This is a genomic window from Roseateles sp., assembly GCF_965229315.1.
Classification (GTDB): Bacteria; Pseudomonadota; Gammaproteobacteria; order Burkholderiales; family Burkholderiaceae_C; genus Pelomonas.
This window is the reverse complement of sequence record NZ_CBDDJA010000002.1, coordinates 3,236,855-3,256,527: the sequence shown is the minus strand read 5'-3', so window position 1 is coordinate 3,256,527 and position 19,673 is coordinate 3,236,855. Positions and strand designations below refer to the sequence as shown.

Annotated in this window: 15 protein-coding genes; 7 read left to right on the top strand and 8 right to left on the bottom strand. The window is 70.7% G+C overall.

The genetic code is table 11. The features are described 5' to 3' along the window. Positions 1–29: 29 nt before the first annotated feature. The 5 genes from ACO07H_RS19965 to ACO07H_RS19945 all read right to left on the bottom strand — a co-directional run bounded on the left by ACO07H_RS19965 (position 30) and on the right by ACO07H_RS19945 (position 4,499). Positions 30–866, bottom strand: a complete 837-nt coding sequence (locus ACO07H_RS19965; RefSeq protein ID WP_422017373.1) for a metallophosphoesterase — start codon at positions 864–866, stop codon at positions 30–32. A gap of 101 nt (positions 867–967) precedes the next feature. Next, positions 968–1,888 (bottom strand): arginase, encoded by a 921-nt coding sequence (rocF, locus tag ACO07H_RS19960; RefSeq protein ID WP_422017371.1) that lies wholly within the window; start codon positions 1,886–1,888, stop codon positions 968–970. Between the two features lie 4 nt (positions 1,889–1,892). Further along, on the bottom strand, positions 1,893–2,765 hold the full coding sequence (locus ACO07H_RS19955) for an LOG family protein (protein WP_422017369.1): 873 nt from the start codon (positions 2,763–2,765) through the stop codon (positions 1,893–1,895). 67 nt (positions 2,766–2,832) lie between these two features. Next, positions 2,833–3,579, bottom strand: a complete 747-nt coding sequence (locus tag ACO07H_RS19950) for a HesA/MoeB/ThiF family protein (protein WP_422017367.1) — start codon at positions 3,577–3,579, stop codon at positions 2,833–2,835. After that, on the bottom strand, positions 3,576–4,499 hold the full coding sequence (locus ACO07H_RS19945; RefSeq protein ID WP_422017365.1) for a LysR family transcriptional regulator: 924 nt from the start codon (positions 4,497–4,499) through the stop codon (positions 3,576–3,578). The genes ACO07H_RS19950 and ACO07H_RS19945 overlap by 4 nt, the downstream gene beginning before the upstream one ends. Positions 4,500–4,571: 72 nt before the next feature. Between ACO07H_RS19945 and ACO07H_RS19940 the strand changes: the two genes are divergently transcribed. Further along, positions 4,572–5,753 carry an MFS transporter gene (locus tag ACO07H_RS19940; RefSeq protein WP_422017363.1) on the top strand — a complete coding sequence of 394 codons (1,182 nt, stop codon included), beginning with the start codon at positions 4,572–4,574 and terminating at the stop codon, positions 5,751–5,753. Positions 5,754–5,856: 103 nt separating this feature from the next. Here the strand turns inward: ACO07H_RS19940 and mpl are convergent, their stop codons facing one another. From mpl to thiD, 3 genes are read right to left on the bottom strand one after another with little or no spacing between them, the layout of a single operon-like run. Then, the gene (gene mpl, locus ACO07H_RS19935) at positions 5,857–7,236 is read right to left on the bottom strand and encodes a UDP-N-acetylmuramate:L-alanyl-gamma-D-glutamyl-meso-diaminopimelate ligase (protein WP_422017361.1); all 1,380 of its coding nucleotides are present in this window, start codon (positions 7,234–7,236) and stop codon (positions 5,857–5,859) included. A 29-nt stretch (positions 7,237–7,265) separates the two neighbouring features. After that, the gene (hemL, locus tag ACO07H_RS19930) at positions 7,266–8,552 is read right to left on the bottom strand and encodes a glutamate-1-semialdehyde 2,1-aminomutase (protein ID WP_422017359.1); all 1,287 of its coding nucleotides are present in this window, start codon (positions 8,550–8,552) and stop codon (positions 7,266–7,268) included. 41 nt (positions 8,553–8,593) lie between these two features. Continuing rightward, complete coding sequence (thiD, locus tag ACO07H_RS19925; protein WP_422017357.1) at positions 8,594–9,538, bottom strand: bifunctional hydroxymethylpyrimidine kinase/phosphomethylpyrimidine kinase; 945 nt, start codon at positions 9,536–9,538, stop codon at positions 8,594–8,596. A 179-nt stretch (positions 9,539–9,717) separates the two neighbouring features. Between thiD and ACO07H_RS19920 the strand changes: the two genes are divergently transcribed. From ACO07H_RS19920 to ACO07H_RS19895, 6 genes are all read left to right on the top strand, one after another. Next, positions 9,718–9,870 (top strand): rubredoxin, encoded by a 153-nt coding sequence (locus tag ACO07H_RS19920; protein ID WP_422018666.1) that lies wholly within the window; start codon positions 9,718–9,720, stop codon positions 9,868–9,870. 51 nt (positions 9,871–9,921) lie between these two features. Beyond that, complete coding sequence (locus ACO07H_RS19915) at positions 9,922–10,326, top strand: response regulator (RefSeq protein WP_422017355.1); 405 nt, start codon at positions 9,922–9,924, stop codon at positions 10,324–10,326. Between the two features lie 11 nt (positions 10,327–10,337). Further along, positions 10,338–10,703 (top strand): response regulator, encoded by a 366-nt coding sequence (locus tag ACO07H_RS19910; protein ID WP_422017353.1) that lies wholly within the window; start codon positions 10,338–10,340, stop codon positions 10,701–10,703. Positions 10,704–10,788: 85 nt separating this feature from the next. Then, the gene (locus ACO07H_RS19905) at positions 10,789–11,319 is read left to right on the top strand and encodes a chemotaxis protein CheW (protein ID WP_422017351.1); all 531 of its coding nucleotides are present in this window, start codon (positions 10,789–10,791) and stop codon (positions 11,317–11,319) included. Positions 11,320–11,388: 69 nt separating this feature from the next. Then, positions 11,389–13,734 carry a methyl-accepting chemotaxis protein gene (locus ACO07H_RS19900; RefSeq protein ID WP_422017349.1) on the top strand — a complete coding sequence of 782 codons (2,346 nt, stop codon included), beginning with the start codon at positions 11,389–11,391 and terminating at the stop codon, positions 13,732–13,734. A gap of 32 nt (positions 13,735–13,766) precedes the next feature. Next, positions 13,767–19,673: an Hpt domain-containing protein gene (locus ACO07H_RS19895; RefSeq protein ID WP_422017347.1), complete on the top strand. Its 5,907-nt coding sequence runs from the start codon at positions 13,767–13,769 to the stop codon at positions 19,671–19,673.

Sequence of the window (19,673 nt, the reverse complement as noted above, 5' to 3'; positions counted from 1 at the left end):
CCAGGCCAGGGCGGCCTTCGATCACGGACTCAGAGGTCCGGGACGATTTCCGCCACGCCGGCATGCGCCAAGTGGCTCACCAGCGGCAGGCCCGGCCCCCAGGCATGGATGAGCCAGCCGGCGGGCTCCAGCACGATGGCCAGTGGCGCGTCGGGTGCCAGATCCAGCGCGACCTGGTGGGCGGTGGACGGCGCGCTGATGGCGGCGGCGTGAGCCACGCGGCCCAGCGTCATGCGGTGCAGGTGGCCGCAGACGACGCGCTGCACCTGCGGGTGGTCGGCGATCAGCGCGTCGAAGCCGGCCAGGCCGTGCTGCAAGGCCATTGCGTCCATCGCGGCCAGGCCCGTGGCGTGCGGCGGGTGGTGCAGCGCGACGAGGGTGGGCACGCTCGGGCGCTCGGCCAGCAGCGTGCGCGCCTGCGCCAGCCGTGCCTCGTCGAAACCGCCTTCGGGGCGGCCGGGCACGAGGCTGTCCAGCACCACGAGCCGCAGCGGGCCGGGCAGGTCCAGCGCGTACTGGATGGCCGCCGCGCCCGCTTCGCCGCAGTACACGCCGTGCCGGCCCGCGAACGCGGCCTGCAGCGGGCCGCGCGCGTCGTGGTTGCCGGGCAGCAGCGCCAGCGGCAGGCCGGCGTCCAGCAGCGGCTGCAGCAACTCGCGCAGCTGCGCGTACTCGGCCGGGTGGCCCGCGTCCACCAGGTCGCCGCTGATGAGCACGGCCACCGGTCGCGGGCGCTGCATCTGCAGCACGCGCTCGACGGCGTGGCGCAGCGCGGCGGCCGTGTCGACGCGGCCGCAGACCCGCCGGCCCGGGTGCGTGACGTGCGGGTCGCTGAGCTGGACGAGCAGGTAGGGCGTGGCGTCCACGTGGCGGCCCTTATGTGCGCATCGGTGCGCTCTTGCAGTCTGCGAATGGCAAGCTCATTTCCTCATCAAGGTGCTCTTGACGTCAGCGAAGCTGGGCAAGCTCATTTCCTCATCAAGGTGCTCTTGCCAAACAAGCTCTCGATGAGGTCCACCGCTACCAGCGCCGTGCGGTTCTTCTCGTCGAGCGCGGGGTTCAGCTCCATCAGGTCCATGGACGCCATGCGGCCGGTGTCGGAGATCATCTCCATGCACAGGTGCGCCTCGCGGTAGGTCGGGCCGCCACCGACGGTGGTGCCCACGCCGGGGGCCATCACGGGGTCGAGGAAGTCCACGTCGAAGCTGACGTGCAGGTGGGTGTTGTCGTCCAGCGTGGCCAGCGCCAGCTCCATCGTGTGGCGCATGCCCATCTCGTCGATGAAGCGCATGTCGAACACCTCCAGGCCGTGCTCGTGCACGAAACGGCGTTCGCCCTCGTCGACGCTGCGGATGCCGATCTGGCGCACCCACTTCGGGCTGATGGCCGGCACATGGCCGCCGATCCGCACCAGCTCCTGCGGCCCGAAGCCGCACAGGCAGGCCACCGGCATGCCGTGGATGTTGCCGCTGGGCGTCAGCTCGCTGGTGTTGAAGTCCGTGTGCGCGTCCAGCCACAGCACGCGCAGCTTCTTGCCGGTGTCCCGGCAGTGGCGGGCCACGGCGCTGATGGAGCCCAGGCCCAGGCAGTGGTCGCCGCCCAGCAGCATGGGCATGCGGCCGGTCTTCAGCTCCGCGTAGACAGCCTCGTGCACGGCCTCGTTCCAGGCCACCACTTCCTGCAGGTGGCGGTAGCCGCCGGTGGGCGGCAGCCAGGGGTTGGACGGGCCTTGCAGGTTGCCGCGGTCGACGACGTCCACGCCGCGCGCGCGCAGCGCTTCGGCGAGGCCCGCCACGCGCATGGCCTCGGGGCCCATGCTGGCGCCGCGGGCGCCGGCGCCGATGTCGGTGGGCGCGCCGATGAGGGACACGTGTCTGAGTTGGGTCATGGCATCAGGCGCTCGCGGGCGCGGCAAGTTCGGGTTCTTGGGCCAGCACGTCCCAGGCCTCTTCGGCGGTCTCGACGTAGTGGAAGAGGGCGGCGTCGGCGGGGTTGATCATGCCGGTCTCGATCAGCAGGTCGATGTTGATCAGCCGCGTCCAGAAATCGCGGCCGAACAGCAGGATGGGGCGCGGCCGGCTCTTCTTGGTCTGGATCAGCGTCAGCGTCTCGAAGAGTTCGTCCAGCGTGCCGAAGCCGCCGGGGAAGCACACCAGCGCGATGGCGCGCATCAGGAAGTGCATCTTGCGCAGGCCGAAGTAGTGGAAGCGAAAGCACAGCTCCGGCGTGATGTAGGGGTTGGGCACCTGCTCGTGCGGCAGCACGATGTTCAGGCCCACGCTTTTGCCCCCCACGTCGTAGGCGCCGCGGTTGCCCGCTTCCATGATGCCGGGGCCGCCCCCGGTGGCCACGACGACACGGTTGCCACGCTCGGTGCAGGCGGCGGTGGCGATCTGCGCGAAGCGGCGCGCTTCTTCGTAATAGCGGCTCATCGCCAGTTGCCGGCGGGCCTTGGCCGCGCCGGCCTCGTCGCCGCGGTCCTCGGCCACGGTCAGCAGCGCCTGGGCTGCCTCGGCCGGCAGGATGCGCGCGCTGCCGAAGATGACGATGGTGGACTTCACGCCCTGCTCGTTCTGGATCAGCTCCGGCTTCATCAGCTCCAGCTGCATGCGCACGGCGCGCATGTCCTGGCGCAGCAGGAAGCTCTCGTCCTTGAAGGCGAGTTCATAGGCGCTGCCAGGGCCGTCGTAGGCATGGGGTTGCAGCGTGCGGCACTCTTCCTTGGCGGTCGGGAAGTTGCGCGTCGGGGCGTCGTGGGGCTTCATCGGCGAGCGGGATTGTGGGGAGGTCGGGGCCGGATTTTGTGCCCCAATCCGGGGCGGGCACGGGATTTCATCCGCCGCAGACCGGGCACGACGGGTCGCGCTGCACGGCGATCTCGCTGCACTGCATGCGCCGGCCATCCAGCATCAGCAGCCGCCCGGCCAGCGGTTCGCCGAAGCCGGCCAGCAGCTTCAAGGCTTCGGCCGCCTGCATGCTGCCGATGATGCCCACCAGCGGCGCGAACACGCCCATGGTGGCGCAGGCCACGTCCTCGACATGGGCGTCGGGTGGGAACAGGCAGGCGTAGCAGGGGTGTTCGCGGCCTCGGCTGTCGTAGACGCTGACCTGGCCGTCCAGCGTGAGGGCCGCGCCCGAGACCAGGGGCCTGCCGTGCCGCACGCAGGCGGCGTTGACGAGGTGGCGGGCCGCGAAGTTGTCGGTGCAGTCGATGACGACGTCCGACCGGGGCACCTCGGCGTCCAGCAGCGCCGCATCGGCCTTCTCGGGCAGCGCGCGCACATCCACGCCCGGGTTCAGCGCCCGCATGCGTTCGGCGGCGGAGGCCACCTTGGGCCGCTGCAGGCCCGCCATGTCGTGGGCGATCTGGCGCTGCAGGTTGGTCAGCGACACGGTGTCGTGGTCCACCAGCGTGATGCGGCCCACGCCGCTGGCGGCCAGGTACAGCGCCACCGGTGAGCCCAGGCCGCCCGCGCCGATGACCAGGGCGCTGGCGTCGAGCAGGCGCTGCTGGCCCTCGATGCCGATCTCGTCCAGCAGCAGGTGGCGGGAGTAGCGCAGCAGGTCGTCGTCGGTCATGGCGGGGAGGATAAATCCGGCCACAGGGGCTCGCTCATGCTGCGCCGCATGGCCTCGATGAAGTAGCGCAGCCGGGCGGTCGGCGCAGGCGGGTTGGGGTAGAGCAACTGCACCGGCAGCGCCGGGCCGCGCCAGCGCGGCAGCAGGTGCACGAGGCGACCTTCGGCGATGTCGTCCTGCACCGTCCAGCCCGACACCAGCGCCGCGCCCAGGCCGAGCCGCGCGGCGGCGCGCGTGGCGTAGAGGCTGTCGGTGGACAGCACCGGGCGGATGGGCAGCCGCTGGCGCACGCCGTCGTCGCGTTCGAGCTGCAGCTCCTGGCGGTAGAACGTGGAGACGGCCAGCCACGGCAGCCCGGCGATCTCGTCGGGCTCGCTCGGCGTGCGCCCGGCCAGCAACGCGGGCGAGGCCACCAGCACGCGCGGCACCTGCGCCAGCGGGATGGCCACGACCGCGCCCTCGGCGCGGCCGCCGACGCGGATCGCGCAGTCCAGCCCCTGCTCGATGAAATTGGGTGCGGCATCGTTGAGCAGCCACTCCACGCGCAGCCCGGGGGCCTCCTGCAGTGCGCGCACCAGCGGCGCGACCAGGTGCTCCTGGCCGAACGCATGCGGCACCTGCACGCGCAGCAGCCCCTCGGGCCGTGCGGGCTCGGCGCGCAGCGAGTGCTCGAAGTCCTCCCAGTCGGCGGCCAGGGCCTTGGCGCGCTGCAGCGCCCGCTCGCCGGTCTCGGTCAGTCGCAGCGCGTGCGTGGAGCGCTGGATCAGCGGCTGGCCGAACTGCTGCTCCAGCGCCTGCAGCCGGCGGCTGACGGTGGGTTGCGTCGTGCCCAGCTGGCGCGCCGCGGCGGACAGGCTGCCGGCCTCGACGATGCGGATGAAGGTCTGCATCAGCTGCAGGCGGTCGGAGGTCGTGCTCATGCGTGTAGCGTATGACAGTCAATCATGTCATGCGTCTAGCGGGGTTGAAGGCGTCTCGCGACACTGCCGTCCATGAAGTCCACACCCGCTCCTCAAACCGTGCCGCCCGTGCTGGGCACCGCGCTGACGCTGCTGCTCGCCACCGCGACCGGCCTGGCGGTCGCGTCCATCTATTACGTGCAACCGCTGCTGGGCCTGCTGGCCGAGCAGTTCGGCGTGGGCAGCGCCACCATCGGCCTGCTGCCCACGCTGACGCAGCTGGGCTACGCGGCCGCCATCCTGCTGCTGTCGCCGCTGGGCGACCGCTTCGACCGGCGCCGCATCATCGTCGTGAAGGCGGCGGCGCTGGTGGCCGCGCTGGCCTTCGCCGCGCTTGCGCCCGGCTTCGCGGCGCTGTGCGTGGCGAGCGTGGGCATCGGCCTGATGGCGACGCTGGCGCAGGACCTGGTGCCCGCTGCCGCCACGCTGGCCCCCGAGGCGCAGCGCGGCAAGCGCGTGGGCCAGGTCATGACCGGCTTGCTGCTGGGCATCCTGCTGTCGCGCGTGGCGGCGGGCTCGGTCGCGGCGGTGGCCGGCTGGCGCGCCGTGTATGGCATCGCGGCCGTGGCCGTGGCGCTGCTGATCCCGTTGCTGTGGCGCAGCCTGCCGCGCTTCGTGCCGGCCACGTCGGCGGGCTACGGCTCGCTGCTGATGTCCATGGTGGGGCTGTGGACCCGGCATGCGCCGCTGCGCCGTGCGGCGCTGGCGCAGGGCCTGCTGTCCGTCGCGTTCAGCGCGTTCTGGTCGACGCTGGCGCTGGTGCTGGCGGGGCCGGAGTTCGGGCAGGGCAGCGCCGTGGCGGGGGCCTTCGGGCTGGCCGGCGCGGCGGGTGCGCTGGCCGCGCCGCTGGCCGGCGGCATCGCCGACAAGCGCGGGCCGCAGGCGGTCATCCGCATCAGTGCGCTGCTGGTGTTCCTCGCGTTCGCCGTGCAGGCGGTGGCGCCGGCGTCGCTGTGGCTGCTGGTGGGCGTGGCGGTGGTCTTCGACCTGGGCGTGCAGGCGGCGCTGGTGTCGCACCAGAGCGTCATCTACAGCCTGGACCCGGCGTCGCGCAGCCGGCTGAACGCCGTGCTGGTGAGCTGCATGTTCGTGGGCATGGCCAGCGGCGCGGCGCTGGGGTCGGCGTTGCTGGCCGGGTTCGGCTGGCGGGCGGTGCCAGTGCTGGGTGTCGTGGCGGCGCTCGGGGCAATGTTGGTCGCCAGGCGCCGGGCTTAGGGCAGCCAAGCCTTGCAACAGCTTGTCGTGAATGCCGCCCTCGGGCCTCAGGCCCGGGCGGCCAAGCTTTGCAGCAGCTTGTCGTGAATGCCGCCTTCGGGCCTCAGGCCCGGGCGGCCAAGCTTTGCAACAGCTTGTCGTGAATGCCGCCAAAACCACCATTGCTCATGCACAGCAGATGGTCCCCAGGCCGGGCCAGCTTCACGACGGCAGCCACCAGCGCCTCCACGTCCGCGCCGACCACCGCGTTCGCACCCATCGGCGCCAGCGCATCCTTGGCATCCCAGGTGAGCCCCTGCTGATTGCAGAACACCAGGTCGGCTTCCTCCAGCGCCCACGGCAACTGGGCTTTCATGGTGCCCAGCTTCATCGTGTTGGAGCGCGGCTCGAAGATGGCCAGGATGCGCTCCGCCGGCGCGATGCGGCGGCGCAGGCCGTTGATGGTGGTGCGGATGGCGGTCGGGTGGTGGGCGAAGTCGTCGTAGACCTTGATGACGCCGCCTTCACGTTGCACTTCGCCGCGCAGCTCCATGCGGCGGCGCACGTTCTGGAAGCCGGCCAGCGCGACAGCGGCTTGTTCAGCTGCCACGCCCACATGTTCGGCCGCCGCGATGGCGGCGAGCGCGTTGAGCTGGTTGTGCTCGCCCATCAGCCCCCATTCGACGCGGGCGACCTTCAGCCCGCCGCGCAGCACGTCGAAGGACTGCGGCTCGCCGCGGGCGCGCAGCATGCCGGGCTCTTCCTTCTTGGCGCCGAAGCGCTGCAGTTCGCTCCAGCAGCCGCGGGCGATGACGCGCTGCAGCGCCTCTTCGCGCGCATTGACGACGAGCCGTCCGCTGGGCGGCACGGTGCGCACCAGGTGGTGGAACTGCGTCTCGATGGCGGCCAGGTCCGGGAAGATGTCCGCGTGGTCGTGCTCGAGGTTGTTCAGGATCGCCGTGCGCGGGCGGTAGTGGACGAATTTGCTGCGCTTGTCGAAGAAGGCGGTGTCGTACTCGTCGGCCTCGATCACAAACGCCTTGCCCTCTCCCAGGCGTGCCGACACGCCGAAGTTCTGCGGCACGCCGCCCACCAGAAAGCCTGGCTTGAGGCCCGCGTGCTCCAGGATCCACGCGAGCATGGAGGTCGTGCTCGTCTTGCCATGCGTGCCGGCCACGGCCAGCACGTGGCGGCCTTGCAGTACATGCTCGGCCAGCCATTGCGGGCCGGAGACATAAGGCAGGCCGGCGTCGAGGATGGCTTCCATCAGCGGGAAGCGCTCGCCGCGCGTGACGACGTTGCCGATGACGAACACGTCGGGCTTGAGTTCCAGCTGCTCGGCGCCGAAGCCGGTGATGAGCTCGATGCCGAGGGCTTCGAGCTGCGTGCTCATGGGCGGGTAGACGTTGGCGTCGCAACCCGTGACCCTGTGGCCGGCCTCGCGCGCGAGCGCCGCCAGGCCACCCATGAAGGTGCCGCAGATGCCGAGGATGTGGAGATGCATGGCAGTGGCGCCCGCACGGGCGCGAGAGATCAGCGCAGGGCCGTGCGCGCGGCCGACAGCGTGGCGTCGAGGTCAGCCGCGCTGTGCGCCGCCGACACGAAGCCCGCTTCGTACAGCGCAGGAGCAAGATAGATGCCCGCATCCAGCATCGCGTGGAAGAAGCGGTTGAAGCGCTCCTTGTCGGTCGTCATGACGGTCGTGTAGTTCTGCGGCAGTTCGGGCAGCAGGAAGAAGCCGAACATGCCGCCTTCGCTGTCGGCGCTGAACGGCACGCCGTTCTCTGCGGCGATGGCGATGAGGCCGTCCACGAGCTGGCGCGTCCTGGCGCCGAGCGCGTCGAAGAAGCCGGGCTTCTGGATCTCGCGCAGCGTCGCCAGGCCGCAGGCCGTGGCCACCGGGTTGCCCGACAGCGTGCCGGCCTGGTAGACGCCACCCAGGGGTGCCAGGTGTTGCATGACCGCGCGCCGGGCACCAAAGGCGGCCAGCGGCATGCCGCCGCCGATGACCTTGCCGAACACCGAGATGTCGGGTGCGAAGCCGGGGATCAATGTCGCGTAGTGGGCCTGCGCGGAGCCGAGACCGACGCGAAAGCCCGTCATCACCTCGTCCAGCACCAGCAGTGCGCCGTGCTGCGTGCACAGGCGGCGCAGGGCCGTCATGAACGGCACCGAGGCGCGCACGAAGTTCATGTTGCCGGCGATGGGCTCGACGATGGCGCAGGCCAGCTGGGCGCCGTGTTCGGCGAAGGCCGCTTCGAGCTGCTCGACGTTGTTGTATTCGAGGACGACGGTGTCGGCCGCCGCACCGGGCGTGACGCCCGCGCTGGTCGGGTGGCCGAAGGTGGCCAGGCCCGAGCCGGCCTTCACGAGCAACGCGTCCGTATGGCCGTGGTAGCAGCCTTCGAACTTGATGAACTTCGGCCGGCCGGTGGCGCCGCGCGCCAGGCGGATGGCGCTCATCGTCGCCTCGGTGCCGGAGCTGACCAGGCGCACCTGGTCCATGCTGGGTACCAGCTTGAGGATCTCTTCGGCCAGCTCGATCTCGCGCTCGGTGGGGGCGCCGAACGAGAAGCCTTCAGCGGCGGCGCTGCGCACCGCCTCCAGCACGGCCGGGTGGCCGTGGCCCAGGATCATCGGGCCCCAGGAGCCGATGTAGTCGATGTAGCGCTGGCCTTCGGCGTCCCAGATGTAGGCGCCCTCGCCGCGCGCGATGAAGCGCGGCGTGCCGCCGACGGCGCGAAACGCGCGCACCGGAGAATTGACGCCGCCAGGGATGACCCGGGAGGCACGGTCGAACAGTTCAGTGTTGGTAGCCATGTTCAGGTGGCCCGCGGCCTGTTCGGCCGGCCGGGCTTCAGTCAGTGCATGCGCCGCGGGGTCTTCGGCGCTTGTTCCGGTTCGGGCTCGGGTTCGAACCCTTCCGGCTCGCTGCCATCCTCTTCCGCGCCGGGCAAGGCCCAGAAGAAGCGATCGGGGATGACGTTGCCCATGCCGGGGCGGAAGCCCGCGTCCAGCGACTGGTCGAGGAAGGACAGCGCCTCGCTGACGGCCGAGTGCAGCTCCGCACCGACCGACAGCAGCGCCGCCAGCGCCGCCGCCAGCGTGTCGCCCGCGCCGACGAAGGAGGTCTCGAAGCGTTCGAACTTCTCGCCGGTGATGGGGCCTTGCGAATTCGCCAGCACGTTGTCCACGAACTGGTTGGGCAGCTGGATGCCGGTCACCAGCACGTGCTGGGCGCCGGCCTGAGCGGCAGCCACGGCCAGCTCGCGGGCCGACGGGGTGCGCTCGTTGTCCCAGTCGGGCAGCAGGAAATCGGTCAGCGTCTTGTGATTGCCCACCAGCACGGCGGTCTGCGGCAGCACCAGCTCGCGCAGCGCGTCCAGGTAGCTCTGCTGCTCGTCCTCGTCGATCCAGGCGACCGACGGCAGGTAGGTCACGAGCGGCACGTCGGGGTAGTCGCTCAGCACCTCGGCCACGGCGCTGACCGACTCGGCGTTGCCCAGGAAGCCGACCTTCCAGGCCGTGATGGGCACGTCCTCCAGGATGTGGCGGGCCTGCTCGGCGACGGTGTCGGGGTCGAGGTTCTCGTGCTCGAAGATCTCGGCCGTGTCGCGCAGCACGATGGCGGTGACGACGGGCAGGCAGTGCGCGCCCATGGCGGCAATCGTCGCGATGTCACCGGCCAGGCCGCCGGCACCGGAGGCGTCGCTGGCGTTGAAACTCAGCACGCAGGCCGGCGGCGGGCTTTCCTGCTCGTCTGCGGTCTGTTCGACCTCGGGATCGGGTTGGGATGTTGGGCTCATGAGGGGATCATGCCGCATGCGGCCAACGAGGCCCGCAAAGCGTGGAGTCTGCCGCTAAAAGGGCGTGCCTGAGGCCCGGGGCACAGGCGTTTGCCCTCAGCATGGCGCCATGGGCCCTGGCTAGAATGACTCGATTGTAGTGAGCAACTCTGAGCACCGTGAGCGAACCCAGTACCTGGATGTGCCTGATCTGTGGATGGATCTACGACGAGGCCGCGGGCGATCCCGAGCATGGCATTGCCCCCGGGACGGCCTGGGCGGATGTCGACATGAATTGGACCTGCCCGGACTGCGGCGCGCGCAAGGAGGATTTCGAGATGGTCAGCATCTGAGTCCGCCGGCGGCCGGTCCGGCCGCAAGCTGAAGTCCAGAGGAGACGAGGTTTGAACGAGCAAGCTTCCAGCGCGGGTCCGACCCGCATCCTGGTCATCGACGACAGCAACACCATCCGTCGCAGCGCGGAGATCTTCCTGAAGCAGGGCGGCCATGAGGTCGCGCTGGCCGAGGACGGCTTCGATGCGCTTGCCAAACTGGGCGACTTTCATCCCGACGTCGTGTTCTGCGACATCCTGATGCCCAGGCTCGATGGCTACCAGACCTGCGCCATCATCAAGCGCAACCCGCAGTTCGCGGGCGTGCCGGTGATCATGCTGTCGTCAAAAGACGGGCTGTTCGACAAGGCCCGTGGGCGCATGGTGGGTTCGCAGGACTACCTGACCAAGCCTTTCACCAAGGACCAGCTGCTCCAGGCGGTGCTGCAGCACCGGCGCCAGGAAGCCCGCACCTAGAAAGAACTGCCATGAGCATCCACAACATCCTGCTGGTTGACGACTCCAAGACCGAGCTGCACGCGCTGTCGGAGATGCTGGTCAAGCGCGGTTTCAACGTGCGCACCGCGGAGAACGGCGAAGAGGCCATGAAGCGCCTCGCCGAGGGCCGGCCCGACCTGATCCTGATGGACGTCGTGATGCCCGGCCAGAACGGCTTCCAGCTCACCCGTGCGATCACGCGCGACGAGCGCTACGCCGGCCTGCCCGTCATCATGTGCACGAGCAAGGGGCAGGAGACCGACAAGGTCTGGGGCCTGCGTCAGGGGGCGAGCGACTATGTCGTCAAGCCCGTCAAGGCCGAAGAGCTGCTGGCCAAGATCAAGGCGCTGGGCTGACGCCATGCAGCCCGCACGTCCACTTCGTTCGCCGCGCCCCGAGGGCGCGCCTCAGCGCCTTCGGGCGACCGGGCGGCGCTGAGCCATGTCCAACAAGGCGGCTCTGCGCGAGCTCCAGCAGCGTCTGGCCGAGCGCATGCAGGCCTCGCGTGAGCAGACGCTCATCGCGAGCTGGCTGGCGGTTGAATGCGCCGGCGTGGGCCTGCTGTTCTCGCTGAAGCAGGCCAGCGAAATCTTCGCCCCCGTGCCCATCAAGCCGGTGCCCTACGCCAAGCCCTGGCTGGCGGGCGTCGCCAACCTGCGCGGCGGGCTGTTCACGGTCGTGGACCTGGCCGTCTACCTCGGCCTGCGAGAACCCACGCCCGGGCGCGCCGTGTCCGCACAAAGCCGCCTGGTGTCGCTGGGCGCCGACCTCAACCTGAACTGCGCGCTGCTGGTGGACCGGCTGGCCGGCCTGCGCAGCGACGAACAACTGCCGCTGGTGGCGCCGCAGCCCCAGGGCAAGCGGCCGCGCTTTGCCGGCGCGTTGCGGCGCGACGAAGCGGGCCGCCACTGGCAAGAGATCAATCTCGAAGCGCTGTCGAGGCAGGACGAGTTCCTGCACATCGTCGCGTGATGCGCATCCGATTCAGATCCCCCACCCGCGCGAGCGCGGGCATCACAAACATTGAAGGACGAGGGTGAGATGAGCCTGCTGGACAAGATCAGGGGAAAGTCCGAAGCCGACGAGGCGTCGCCTTCGCCGCAGCAAGGGGCCGACACGACCATCGATTCGCGCGGCGGCTTCGATGCCACCCGCTCGACCGACGCCACCCTGGCCAGCGAGGCCCCCACCCAAGCCTTCCCGCGCCCGGAGGCGACGTCCATCATCTCCCAGGCCGTGCCCACCGAGCCCGGCCCGAACAGCGAGTTCCCGTCCAGCACCTTTGCCCAGACGACGCAGGCCGCAGACCCCACCACGCTGGGCGTGCCTGCGGCCGCCGGCGCCGAAACGGCGGGCTTCCTCGGCCGCAACCGCCAGCGCCTGCTGACCGGCCTCGTCCTCTTCGGCCTGATCGGCACCGCGGTCTCGGTCAGCCTGGTGCTGGTCAACTCCAACCGCAGCTCGGCGCAGGTGCGCGCGGCCGGCCAGGCGTTGATGCACTCGCAGCGCATGGCCAAGTCGGTGTCCGCCGCGCTGGTCGGCAACCCGGCGGCCTTCGCTGAACTGCGTGAATCGGTCGGCACGCTGAGCGCGGTCGTCACCAACCTGCGCACCGGCGAGGGCGAGCTGGCCATCGCGCCTGCGGCCGTGCGCCCGACGCTGGACGCCATCAACCCGCTGGTCGAACGCGCCGAGAAGAACGGCAAGATCGTGCAATCGCAGGAAAAGATCCTGACCCAGGTCGGCTCCGCGCTGCGCGCCATCAACCGCCAGTCCAGCGACCTGCTGGAGTCCGCCGAGGCCGTGTCGTCGCAGGCCTTGCAGATCGGCTCCTCGGCCGGCGAGGTCTCCGCGGTGGGCCAGCTCGTCATGCTGACGCAGCGCATCGGCAAGAGCGCCAACGAGTTCCTGACGCAGGAAGGCGTCAGCCCCGAGGCGGTGTTCCTGCTGGGCAAGGACCTGAACTCCTTCAAGCTCATCACAGAGGCTCTCATCAGCGGCAGCCCCGAGCTGCGCCTGAGCGCCGCGCGCGACCCCCAGTTGAAGGAACGCCTGCAGACGCTGCTCAAGCAGTACGAGCAGACGCGCACGCAGGCGTCCGCCATCCTGGGCAACCTGCAGGGCCTGGTGTCGGCGCGCGAGGCGCAGACGGCCATCCTCAACGACTCCGAGCCGTTGCGCAAAGGGCTGGAGCAGGCGGCTGGCGAGCTGGAGCAGGCCGGCGGCGCGGGCTGGGGCCTGATCCTGTTCATGCTGGCCTCGCTGGCCGCCCTGGTGGGTGGCGCGGTGGGCTTCCTGCGGCTGTTCGTGGCCGACCAGTCCGAGCGCGCCGCGCTGGCCGAGGCGTCGCGCCGCGAGGCCGAAGCGCAGGAGCAGGAGGCCAAGCGCGTCAACGACGCCAACCAGGCTGCCATCCTGCGCTTGATGAACGAACTGGCGACGGTCGCCGAAGGCGACCTGACGCAGCAGGCCACCGTGACGGAGGACATCACCGGCGCCATCGCCGACTCGGTGAACTACACGGTGGAGGAGCTGCGCAACCTCGTGGGCCAGGTGCAGACCACGGCCGCGCGCGTGACGGACACGACCGGCGCGGTGGACCAGACCTCCACCGACCTGCTGGCCGCATCGAAAGAGCAGTTGCACGAGATCCGCGCCACCGGCGAGGCGGTGCTGGGCATGGCGAGCCGCATCAACGACGTGTCCGCGCAGGCGCAGACGACCGCCGAGGTGGCGCGCCAGAGCCGGCAGGCGGCCGAGCAAGGCCTCTCGGCGATGCAGAACAACATCGCCGGCATGAACACCATCCGCGACTCCATCCAGGAGACCTCCAAGCGCATCAAGCGGCTGGGCGAGTCGTCGCAGGAGATCGGCGAGATCACCGAGCTGATCTCCGACATCACCGAGCAGACCAACGTGCTGGCGCTGAACGCGGCCATCCAGGCGGCGTCCGCCGGTGAGGCCGGCCGCGGCTTCTCCGTCGTGGCGGAAGAAGTGCAGCGCCTGGCGGAACGCTCCGGCGACGCGACGCGCCGGATTGCCGCGCTGGTCAAGACCATCCAGACCGACACCCACGACGCCGTGGCCGCCATGGAGCGTTCCACGCGTGGCGTGGTGGAGGGCACGCAGCTGTCCGACGCGGCCGGCAAGGCGCTGGAAGACATCGACAGCGTGTCCCGCCAGCTGGACGGCCTGATCGGGCGCATCTCCACGCAGGCGCGCCAGGAAGCCGAGCACGCCAACAACGTGGCCTCCAACATCCAGCACATCTTCGCGGTGACCGAGCAGACGTCGGAGGGCACACGCTCCACGGCGCAGATGGTGCATGAGCTGTCGCGCTCCGCCGAGGCGCTGCGCGCGTCCGTGTCCCGATTCAAGGTCGTCTGACACCGACCCGCACCGAGCAGGAAAGCCCAGGCATGGACAGCGCCTTGCGAGACTCCGAATTCCCGGCCGACCTCAGCCCGCTGGCTTGGGTCCAGGAGGAATTGCGCCGCTCCCTGGAGTCGGTGCACAAGACCCTGCGCCGGCAGGTGCGCGACGGCACCGACAACCGCATGTCGGCCTTCGGCACCGAGGCCCAGCCCAGCGCGCCGCTGCAGCAGGCGGCGGCGCAGTTGCATCAGGTCAGCGGCGTGCTGTCCCTCGTCGGCCTGCCGGCGGGTGCGGTCGTGCTGCGCGCCGCCGAAGCCGCGGTGACCCGGCTGGCCCTGCATCCGTTGGAGGTGGAGCCCAGCACCGTCGACACCATCGAGCGCGCCGACTTCGCGCTGCTCGCCTTCGTGGCACGGCTGCTGGCAGGCAACAAGGCGTCCACGCTGGCGCTGTACCCGAGCTTTCGCGAGCTGCAGCAACTCAACGGCGTGGAGCGCATCCATCCGGCGGACCTGTGGCAGTTCGACTGGTCGTGGCGGCAGATCCCGCTGGAGGCCGGCGTGTTGCCGCGCTCACCGGCGGCCGTGCGCGCGCCGTTCGAGACGGCGCTGCTGCGCCAGATGCGCGAGCCCAGCCCGACGCATGCGGCCAACCTGTCCAGCCTGTGCGCCGGCCTGGCCGCTGCGCTGCCGTCCGGCAATTCGCGCACGCTCTGGCAGCTCGCCGCGGCCGTCTTCGAAGGCCAGGCGCTGAAGCTGATCGGCAGCGATGCATACACCAAGAGGCTGGGTTCCAAGCTCCTGCACGAGCTGCGCGTGATCGGTCGTGGCGAGGTGTCCGAGCGGTTGGCGCAGGACCTGCTTTTCTTCTGTGCCCAGTGCCGTGTGTCCCAGGGCGCCGGCCCGCGCCTCGCCGCGGTGCATGAGGCCTACCGCCTCAGCGACGACCACGCCGGCGACTACGAGGACGCGAGCCTCGGCCGCATCGACCCGGCCTGGGTCGCGCAGGCCAAGCGTCGCGTCATGGCGGCCAAGGAAAGCTGGTCCAGCGCCGCCGAGGGCGACCAGCATCGCCTGGCCGGGCTGGACGAGCAGTTCGCCGCATTCGCCGAGTCCCTGACGCGCCTGTTCCCGAGCGGTGAGGTGCTGGCGCAGACGCTGCAGCGTGCCGTCGTCGCGACGCTGCGCTCGGGCCAGACCCCGCCACCGGCGCTGGCGATGGAGGTGGCCACCAGCCTGCTGTACGTCGAAGCGGCGCTGGAGGATGCCGCCTTCGACCGCCCCGAGCAGGCCGACCGCGTGCGCCGCCTGGCGCGCCGCGTCGAGGCCGTCGGCCACGGTGCTGCCGCCGAGCCGCTGGAAGACTGGATGGAGGACCTGTACCGCCGGGTCTCCGACCGCCAGACGCTGGGCAGCGTCGTGCATGAGCTGCGCGCCAGCCTCTCGGAGATCGAGCGGCAGTGCGACGAGTATTTCCGCGACCCCGCCCAGCGCGAACTGCTGATCCCCGTGCCCGGCCAGTTGCAGGCGATGCGCGGCGTGCTCAGTGTGCTGGGCCTGGATCAGGCGGCGCAGGCCACCGTGCGCATGCGCGACGAGGTGGATGGCCTGGCCAACACCGAGATCGACTTCGAGCGCGCCGCGGCGCGCGGCGTCTTCGAGCGCCTGGCCAACAACCTGGGCGCCTTGGGCTTCCTCATCGACATGCTGAGCGTGCAGCCGGCCCTGGCCAAGCGCATGTTCCAGTTCGACGAGGCCAGCGGCCGGCTCGACGCCGTCATGGGCCGCCGCGAAGGCGCCGTGGAGCTGCCGGACTTCGAGGCCAGCGGCTTCCACGTCGAGCAGGACCTGGCGCCCGAGGTCGACCGGGCGATGGACGCCACGCAGCCGCTGCACCTCTCGCCCGCCATGGAGGCGACGCAGCCGCTGCACATCGACTTCGCCGACCTGGAGCTGCCCGATCTCGACCTGTCGTTGCCCGACATCGACCTCAGCCTGCCCGCCGAGGCACCGGCTCCTGTGGCAGTGGCAGCACCTGAACCCGCGCACACGCCGGCGCCGAAGCCTGTCGCCGTGTCCGAGCCCAGCATCGCCGACGACCCGGAGATGCGCGAGATCTTCCTGGAGGAGGCCGACGAGGTCATCGCCAACGCGCGCGCCGCCGTGTCCGAACTGCGTGCCCGCCCGGCCGAGCAGGGCCAGCTCACCGTCGTGCGCCGTGCCTTCCACACGCTCAAGGGCAGCGCCCGCATGGTGGGCCTGAGCGACTTCGGCGAGGGCGCCTGGGCCTGCGAGCAGCTCTACAACGCCCGGTTGAGTGACCCCTCGCCGCACGCCGACGCGGCCCTGCTGGGCTTCACGACCGAGGCGCTGGACTACTTCGCCCGCTGGCGCGCGCAGATCGCCGGCACCGAGCCCGGCGATAGCACGGCGGAGCCGCTGCGCCGCAGTGCGGATGCGCTGCGCCTGCATCGCGAGTCGCTGCCGCTGGACGCGCCTGCGGCCGACGCGGTCGGCGACATCGACCTGCCGCTGGCGCCCGACGCCCCGGCTGAGAACGCCACGCCCGAACCGGTCCAGGCAGAGGACCAGCCAGCCTTGCCCGACCTGCTGCTGGACCTCGACACCCCTGCGCCTTCCCTGGCCGGTGTGCAGATCGAGGAGCTCACGCTGGACCTCGGCGAACTGGCCGCCGAGCCGGCCACGCCGGTGTTGCGGCACGACGAGACGACGCTGGCCAACTTCAGGCTGCAACTGGCTCAGGACGACGAGCCGATCCTCGACTTGCAGCCGCTGCCCGAGCCGGCGGGCGAGGCGCCATCCCGCCCTGAAGAGCGCACGCTCGCCATCCCGGCGCTGCACGAGGACAGCGCCATCGACGAGGTGCTGGCGTTCGACAGTCCCGTCGAGCCTGCCGAGGCTGTCGCTCCCGAACCCGTGCCCTTCCTCAGCCTCGTCCAGCCCATGGCGCCGCCCGAGCCCGAGCCTGCCGCGGTCGACGCGGACGAGGGCTTCAAGCTCATCGGCCCGCTGCGCATCAGCATCGCGCTGTTCAACATCTTCCTGAACGAAGCCGACGAGCTGTCGCGCAAGCTGTCCATGGGCCTGGCCGAATGGGCCGCCGAGCTGAGCCAGCCGGTGCCCGCCGCCTGCGAGGCGCTGGCCCACCAGTTGGCCGGCAATGCGGCCACCGTCGGCTATGACGACCTGTCCAGCCTGGCGCGCGAGCTGGAGCACACGCTGGGCCGCGCCCAGCGCGCCACTCGCTTCGAGGCTGCCGATGCCGAGCTCTTCGTGCGCGCCGCCGATGACATCCGCCGGCTGCTGCACCAGTTCGCTGCCGGTTTCCTGAAGGCGCACGATCCCGACGTGATCGAGCGGCTGCATGCCTACGAGCCGCAGGAGGAGACATCGGTCGCAGCGGAGCTGCCCGCCGCCGTCGAGGACGACGCCGACTTGGCGCCGGAGGCGCCCCCGGCACCGGCTGAGCAGCCCGTGGCTGCCGCACCGGCGCAGGCGGCCTTGCCGGAGCCCGAACCCGAACCTGGCCTGCCCGACGACATCGAGCCCGAGCTCTACCCGATCTTCGAGGAAGAGGGGCGCGACCTGCTGCAGCAGCTGCATGCCGCATTGCGCGACTGGCTGGCCCACCCGGGCGAGCTGGGCCGCTCCGACGCCAGCATGCGGGCGCTGCACACCTTCAAGGGTGGCGCGCGGCTGGCCGGGGCCATGCGGCTGGGCGAGCAGGCGCACCGGCTGGAATCGGCCATCGAGGCGCGGCTGCACGCCGGCAGCGCCGACGCCGGCCAGATCCAGGCCCTGCAGCACGACGCGGATGCGCTCGAGCACGCCTTCGAAGCATTGGGCCGCAGCCTGACGGCGGCTGCCATGAGCGCCGAGGTCGCACCGCAGCCGGTGCCTGAGCCGGTTGCCGTGCCGTTTGAAGAAGTGCCGGTTGACCCCGTGCCGGCCGGCCCGGCGCCCGAAGTCGCCGACGCGTTGACGCCGACCGGTGATGCCGACAAGCCCGCCGAGCCCGCGCGCGAGATCGACTGGAGCCGTTTCGCCGATGCCCCCGAGGCCGAGGCTGTCAGCGACAACCTGGCCATCGGCCTGTCGCTGGTGCGCGTGCGCGGCAGCCTGCTGGAGCGCATGGCCACGCAGGCCGGTGAGGTCAGCATTCGCCGCGCGCGCATGGAGTCCGAGCTGGCGCAGATGAAGGGCGCGCTGCTGGACCTGGACGACAACCTGGAGCGCCTGCGCGCCCAGCTGCGCGAGCTGGAACTGCAGGCCGAAGCCCAGATGCACACGCAGCAGGAGCTGGCGCAGCAGGGCGGCCGCGAGTTCGATCCGCTGGAGTTCGACCGCTACACCCGCTTCCAGGAACTGACGCGCATGCTGGCCGAGTCGGTCGGCGACGTGGCGACGCTGCAGCGCACGCTGTCGCGCAACGTGCAGACGGGCGAAGACGAACTGGCCGCGCAGTCGCGGCTGACACGCGAGCTGCAGGACGACCTGCTGCGCACCCGTCTCGTCGAGTTCGATTCCATCGGCGAGCGCATGCACCGCGTCGTGCGCCAGGCGGCACGCGATGCCGGCAAGCAGGTCAAGCTGGACATCGGCGGCGGCCAGACCGAGCTGGACCGCTCGGTGCTGGAACGCATGGCGGGTGCCTTCGAGCACCTGCTGCGCAACAGCGTCAGCCATGGCATCGAGTCGCCCGAGGCGCGCGTCGCGGCCGGCAAGGCCGCCACGGGGCAGCTGCGCATCGAGGTGCACCAGCAGGGCAACGAGGTGCTGCTGAACTTCAGCGACGACGGCGCCGGGCTCAACCTCGCGCGCATCCGCGAGCGCGGCCTGCAACTGGGCCTGATCGCGGCCGACGCCGAGCTGGACGAGGCGCAACTCAAGCGCCTGATCTTCGCCCCGGGTTTCTCGACGGCCAGCCAGGTCACCGAGCTCAGCGGTCGCGGCATCGGCATGGACGTCGTGCGCGCCGAGGTGGGAACGCTGGGCGGCAGCATCGAGATCACGTCCACGGGGGGCGCTGGCACCAGCTTCCTGCTGCACCTGCCGCTGACGACCGCGCTGACGCAGGTGGTGCTGCTCAAGAGCGCCGAGCAGATCGTCGCGGTGCCGGCGGCGCTGATGGAATCGGTGCAGCGCGTGCCCGTGGAGGCGGTGGAGGCCGCCTATGCGACCGGCAAGCTGCAGCATGCCGGCGTGGAGCTGCCGTTCTACTGGCTCGGCGGCCTGCTGGGCCATGCCGGCCGGGGCCACACGCAGGGCCGCCACGCGGCCGTCGTGCTGGTGCGCAGCGCCCAGTCGGCGCTGGCGCTGCATGTGGACGAGGTCGTCGGCAACCAGGAAGTCGTCGTCAAGAACCTCGGAGCGCAGCTCAACCGCGTGCCGGGCCTTGCCGGCATCAGCCTGCTGGCGTCGGGCGATGTCGCGCTGATCTACAACGTCGTTGCGCTGGCCGACTGGTACGGCGTCGATGCCCAGGCGCGGCTGGCGGCCGCGCGGGCGCCCGAGCAGGCGGCGCCGGTGGCCGAGCCGTCCACGCTGGCGCCGCTGGTGCTGGTCGTCGACGACTCGCTGACCGTGCGCCGCGTGACCCAGCGCCTGCTGGAGCGCGTGGGCTTGCGCGTGATGCTGGCCAAGGATGGCCTGGATGCGATGGAGCGCCTGTCGGGCGACGAACTGCCCGCCGTGGTGTTGTCGGACATCGAGATGCCGCGCATGGACGGGTTCGATCTGGTGCGCAACATGCACGCCGATCCGCGCCTGGCCCGCTTGCCCGTCATCATGATCACCTCGCGCATTGCCCAGAAGCACCGCGACTACGCCGCCCAGCTGGGCGTCGACCATTACCTCGGCAAGCCGTACGACGAGGAGCATCTGCTGGGCCTGATCCAGCAATACACCCAACACCGGGCCCTCGCGGCCTAG

Excerpts from the sequence above, each read along its gene's own strand:
- ACO07H_RS19900 (WP_422017349.1), top strand. The coding sequence starts at position 11,389 with ATGAGCCTGCTGGACAAGATCAGGGGAAAGTCCGAAGCCGACGAGGCG.
- ACO07H_RS19940 (WP_422017363.1), top strand. The coding sequence starts at position 4,572 with ATGAAGTCCACACCCGCTCCTCAAACCGTGCCGCCCGTGCTGGGCACC.
- mpl (WP_422017361.1), bottom strand. The coding sequence starts at position 7,236 with ATGCATCTCCACATCCTCGGCATCTGCGGCACCTTCATGGGTGGCCTG.
- hemL (WP_422017359.1), bottom strand. The coding sequence starts at position 8,552 with ATGGCTACCAACACTGAACTGTTCGACCGTGCCTCCCGGGTCATCCCT.
- ACO07H_RS19945 (WP_422017365.1), bottom strand. The coding sequence starts at position 4,499 with ATGAGCACGACCTCCGACCGCCTGCAGCTGATGCAGACCTTCATCCGC.
- rocF (WP_422017371.1), bottom strand. The coding sequence starts at position 1,888 with ATGACCCAACTCAGACACGTGTCCCTCATCGGCGCGCCCACCGACATC.
- ACO07H_RS19955 (WP_422017369.1), bottom strand. The coding sequence starts at position 2,765 with ATGAAGCCCCACGACGCCCCGACGCGCAACTTCCCGACCGCCAAGGAA.
- ACO07H_RS19950 (WP_422017367.1), bottom strand. The coding sequence starts at position 3,579 with ATGACCGACGACGACCTGCTGCGCTACTCCCGCCACCTGCTGCTGGAC.
- thiD (WP_422017357.1), bottom strand. The coding sequence starts at position 9,538 with ATGAGCCCAACATCCCAACCCGATCCCGAGGTCGAACAGACCGCAGAC.
- ACO07H_RS19910 (WP_422017353.1), top strand. The coding sequence starts at position 10,338 with ATGAGCATCCACAACATCCTGCTGGTTGACGACTCCAAGACCGAGCTG.
- ACO07H_RS19895 (WP_422017347.1), top strand. The coding sequence starts at position 13,767 with ATGGACAGCGCCTTGCGAGACTCCGAATTCCCGGCCGACCTCAGCCCG.
- ACO07H_RS19920 (WP_422018666.1), top strand. The coding sequence starts at position 9,718 with ATGTGCCTGATCTGTGGATGGATCTACGACGAGGCCGCGGGCGATCCC.
- ACO07H_RS19905 (WP_422017351.1), top strand. The coding sequence starts at position 10,789 with ATGTCCAACAAGGCGGCTCTGCGCGAGCTCCAGCAGCGTCTGGCCGAG.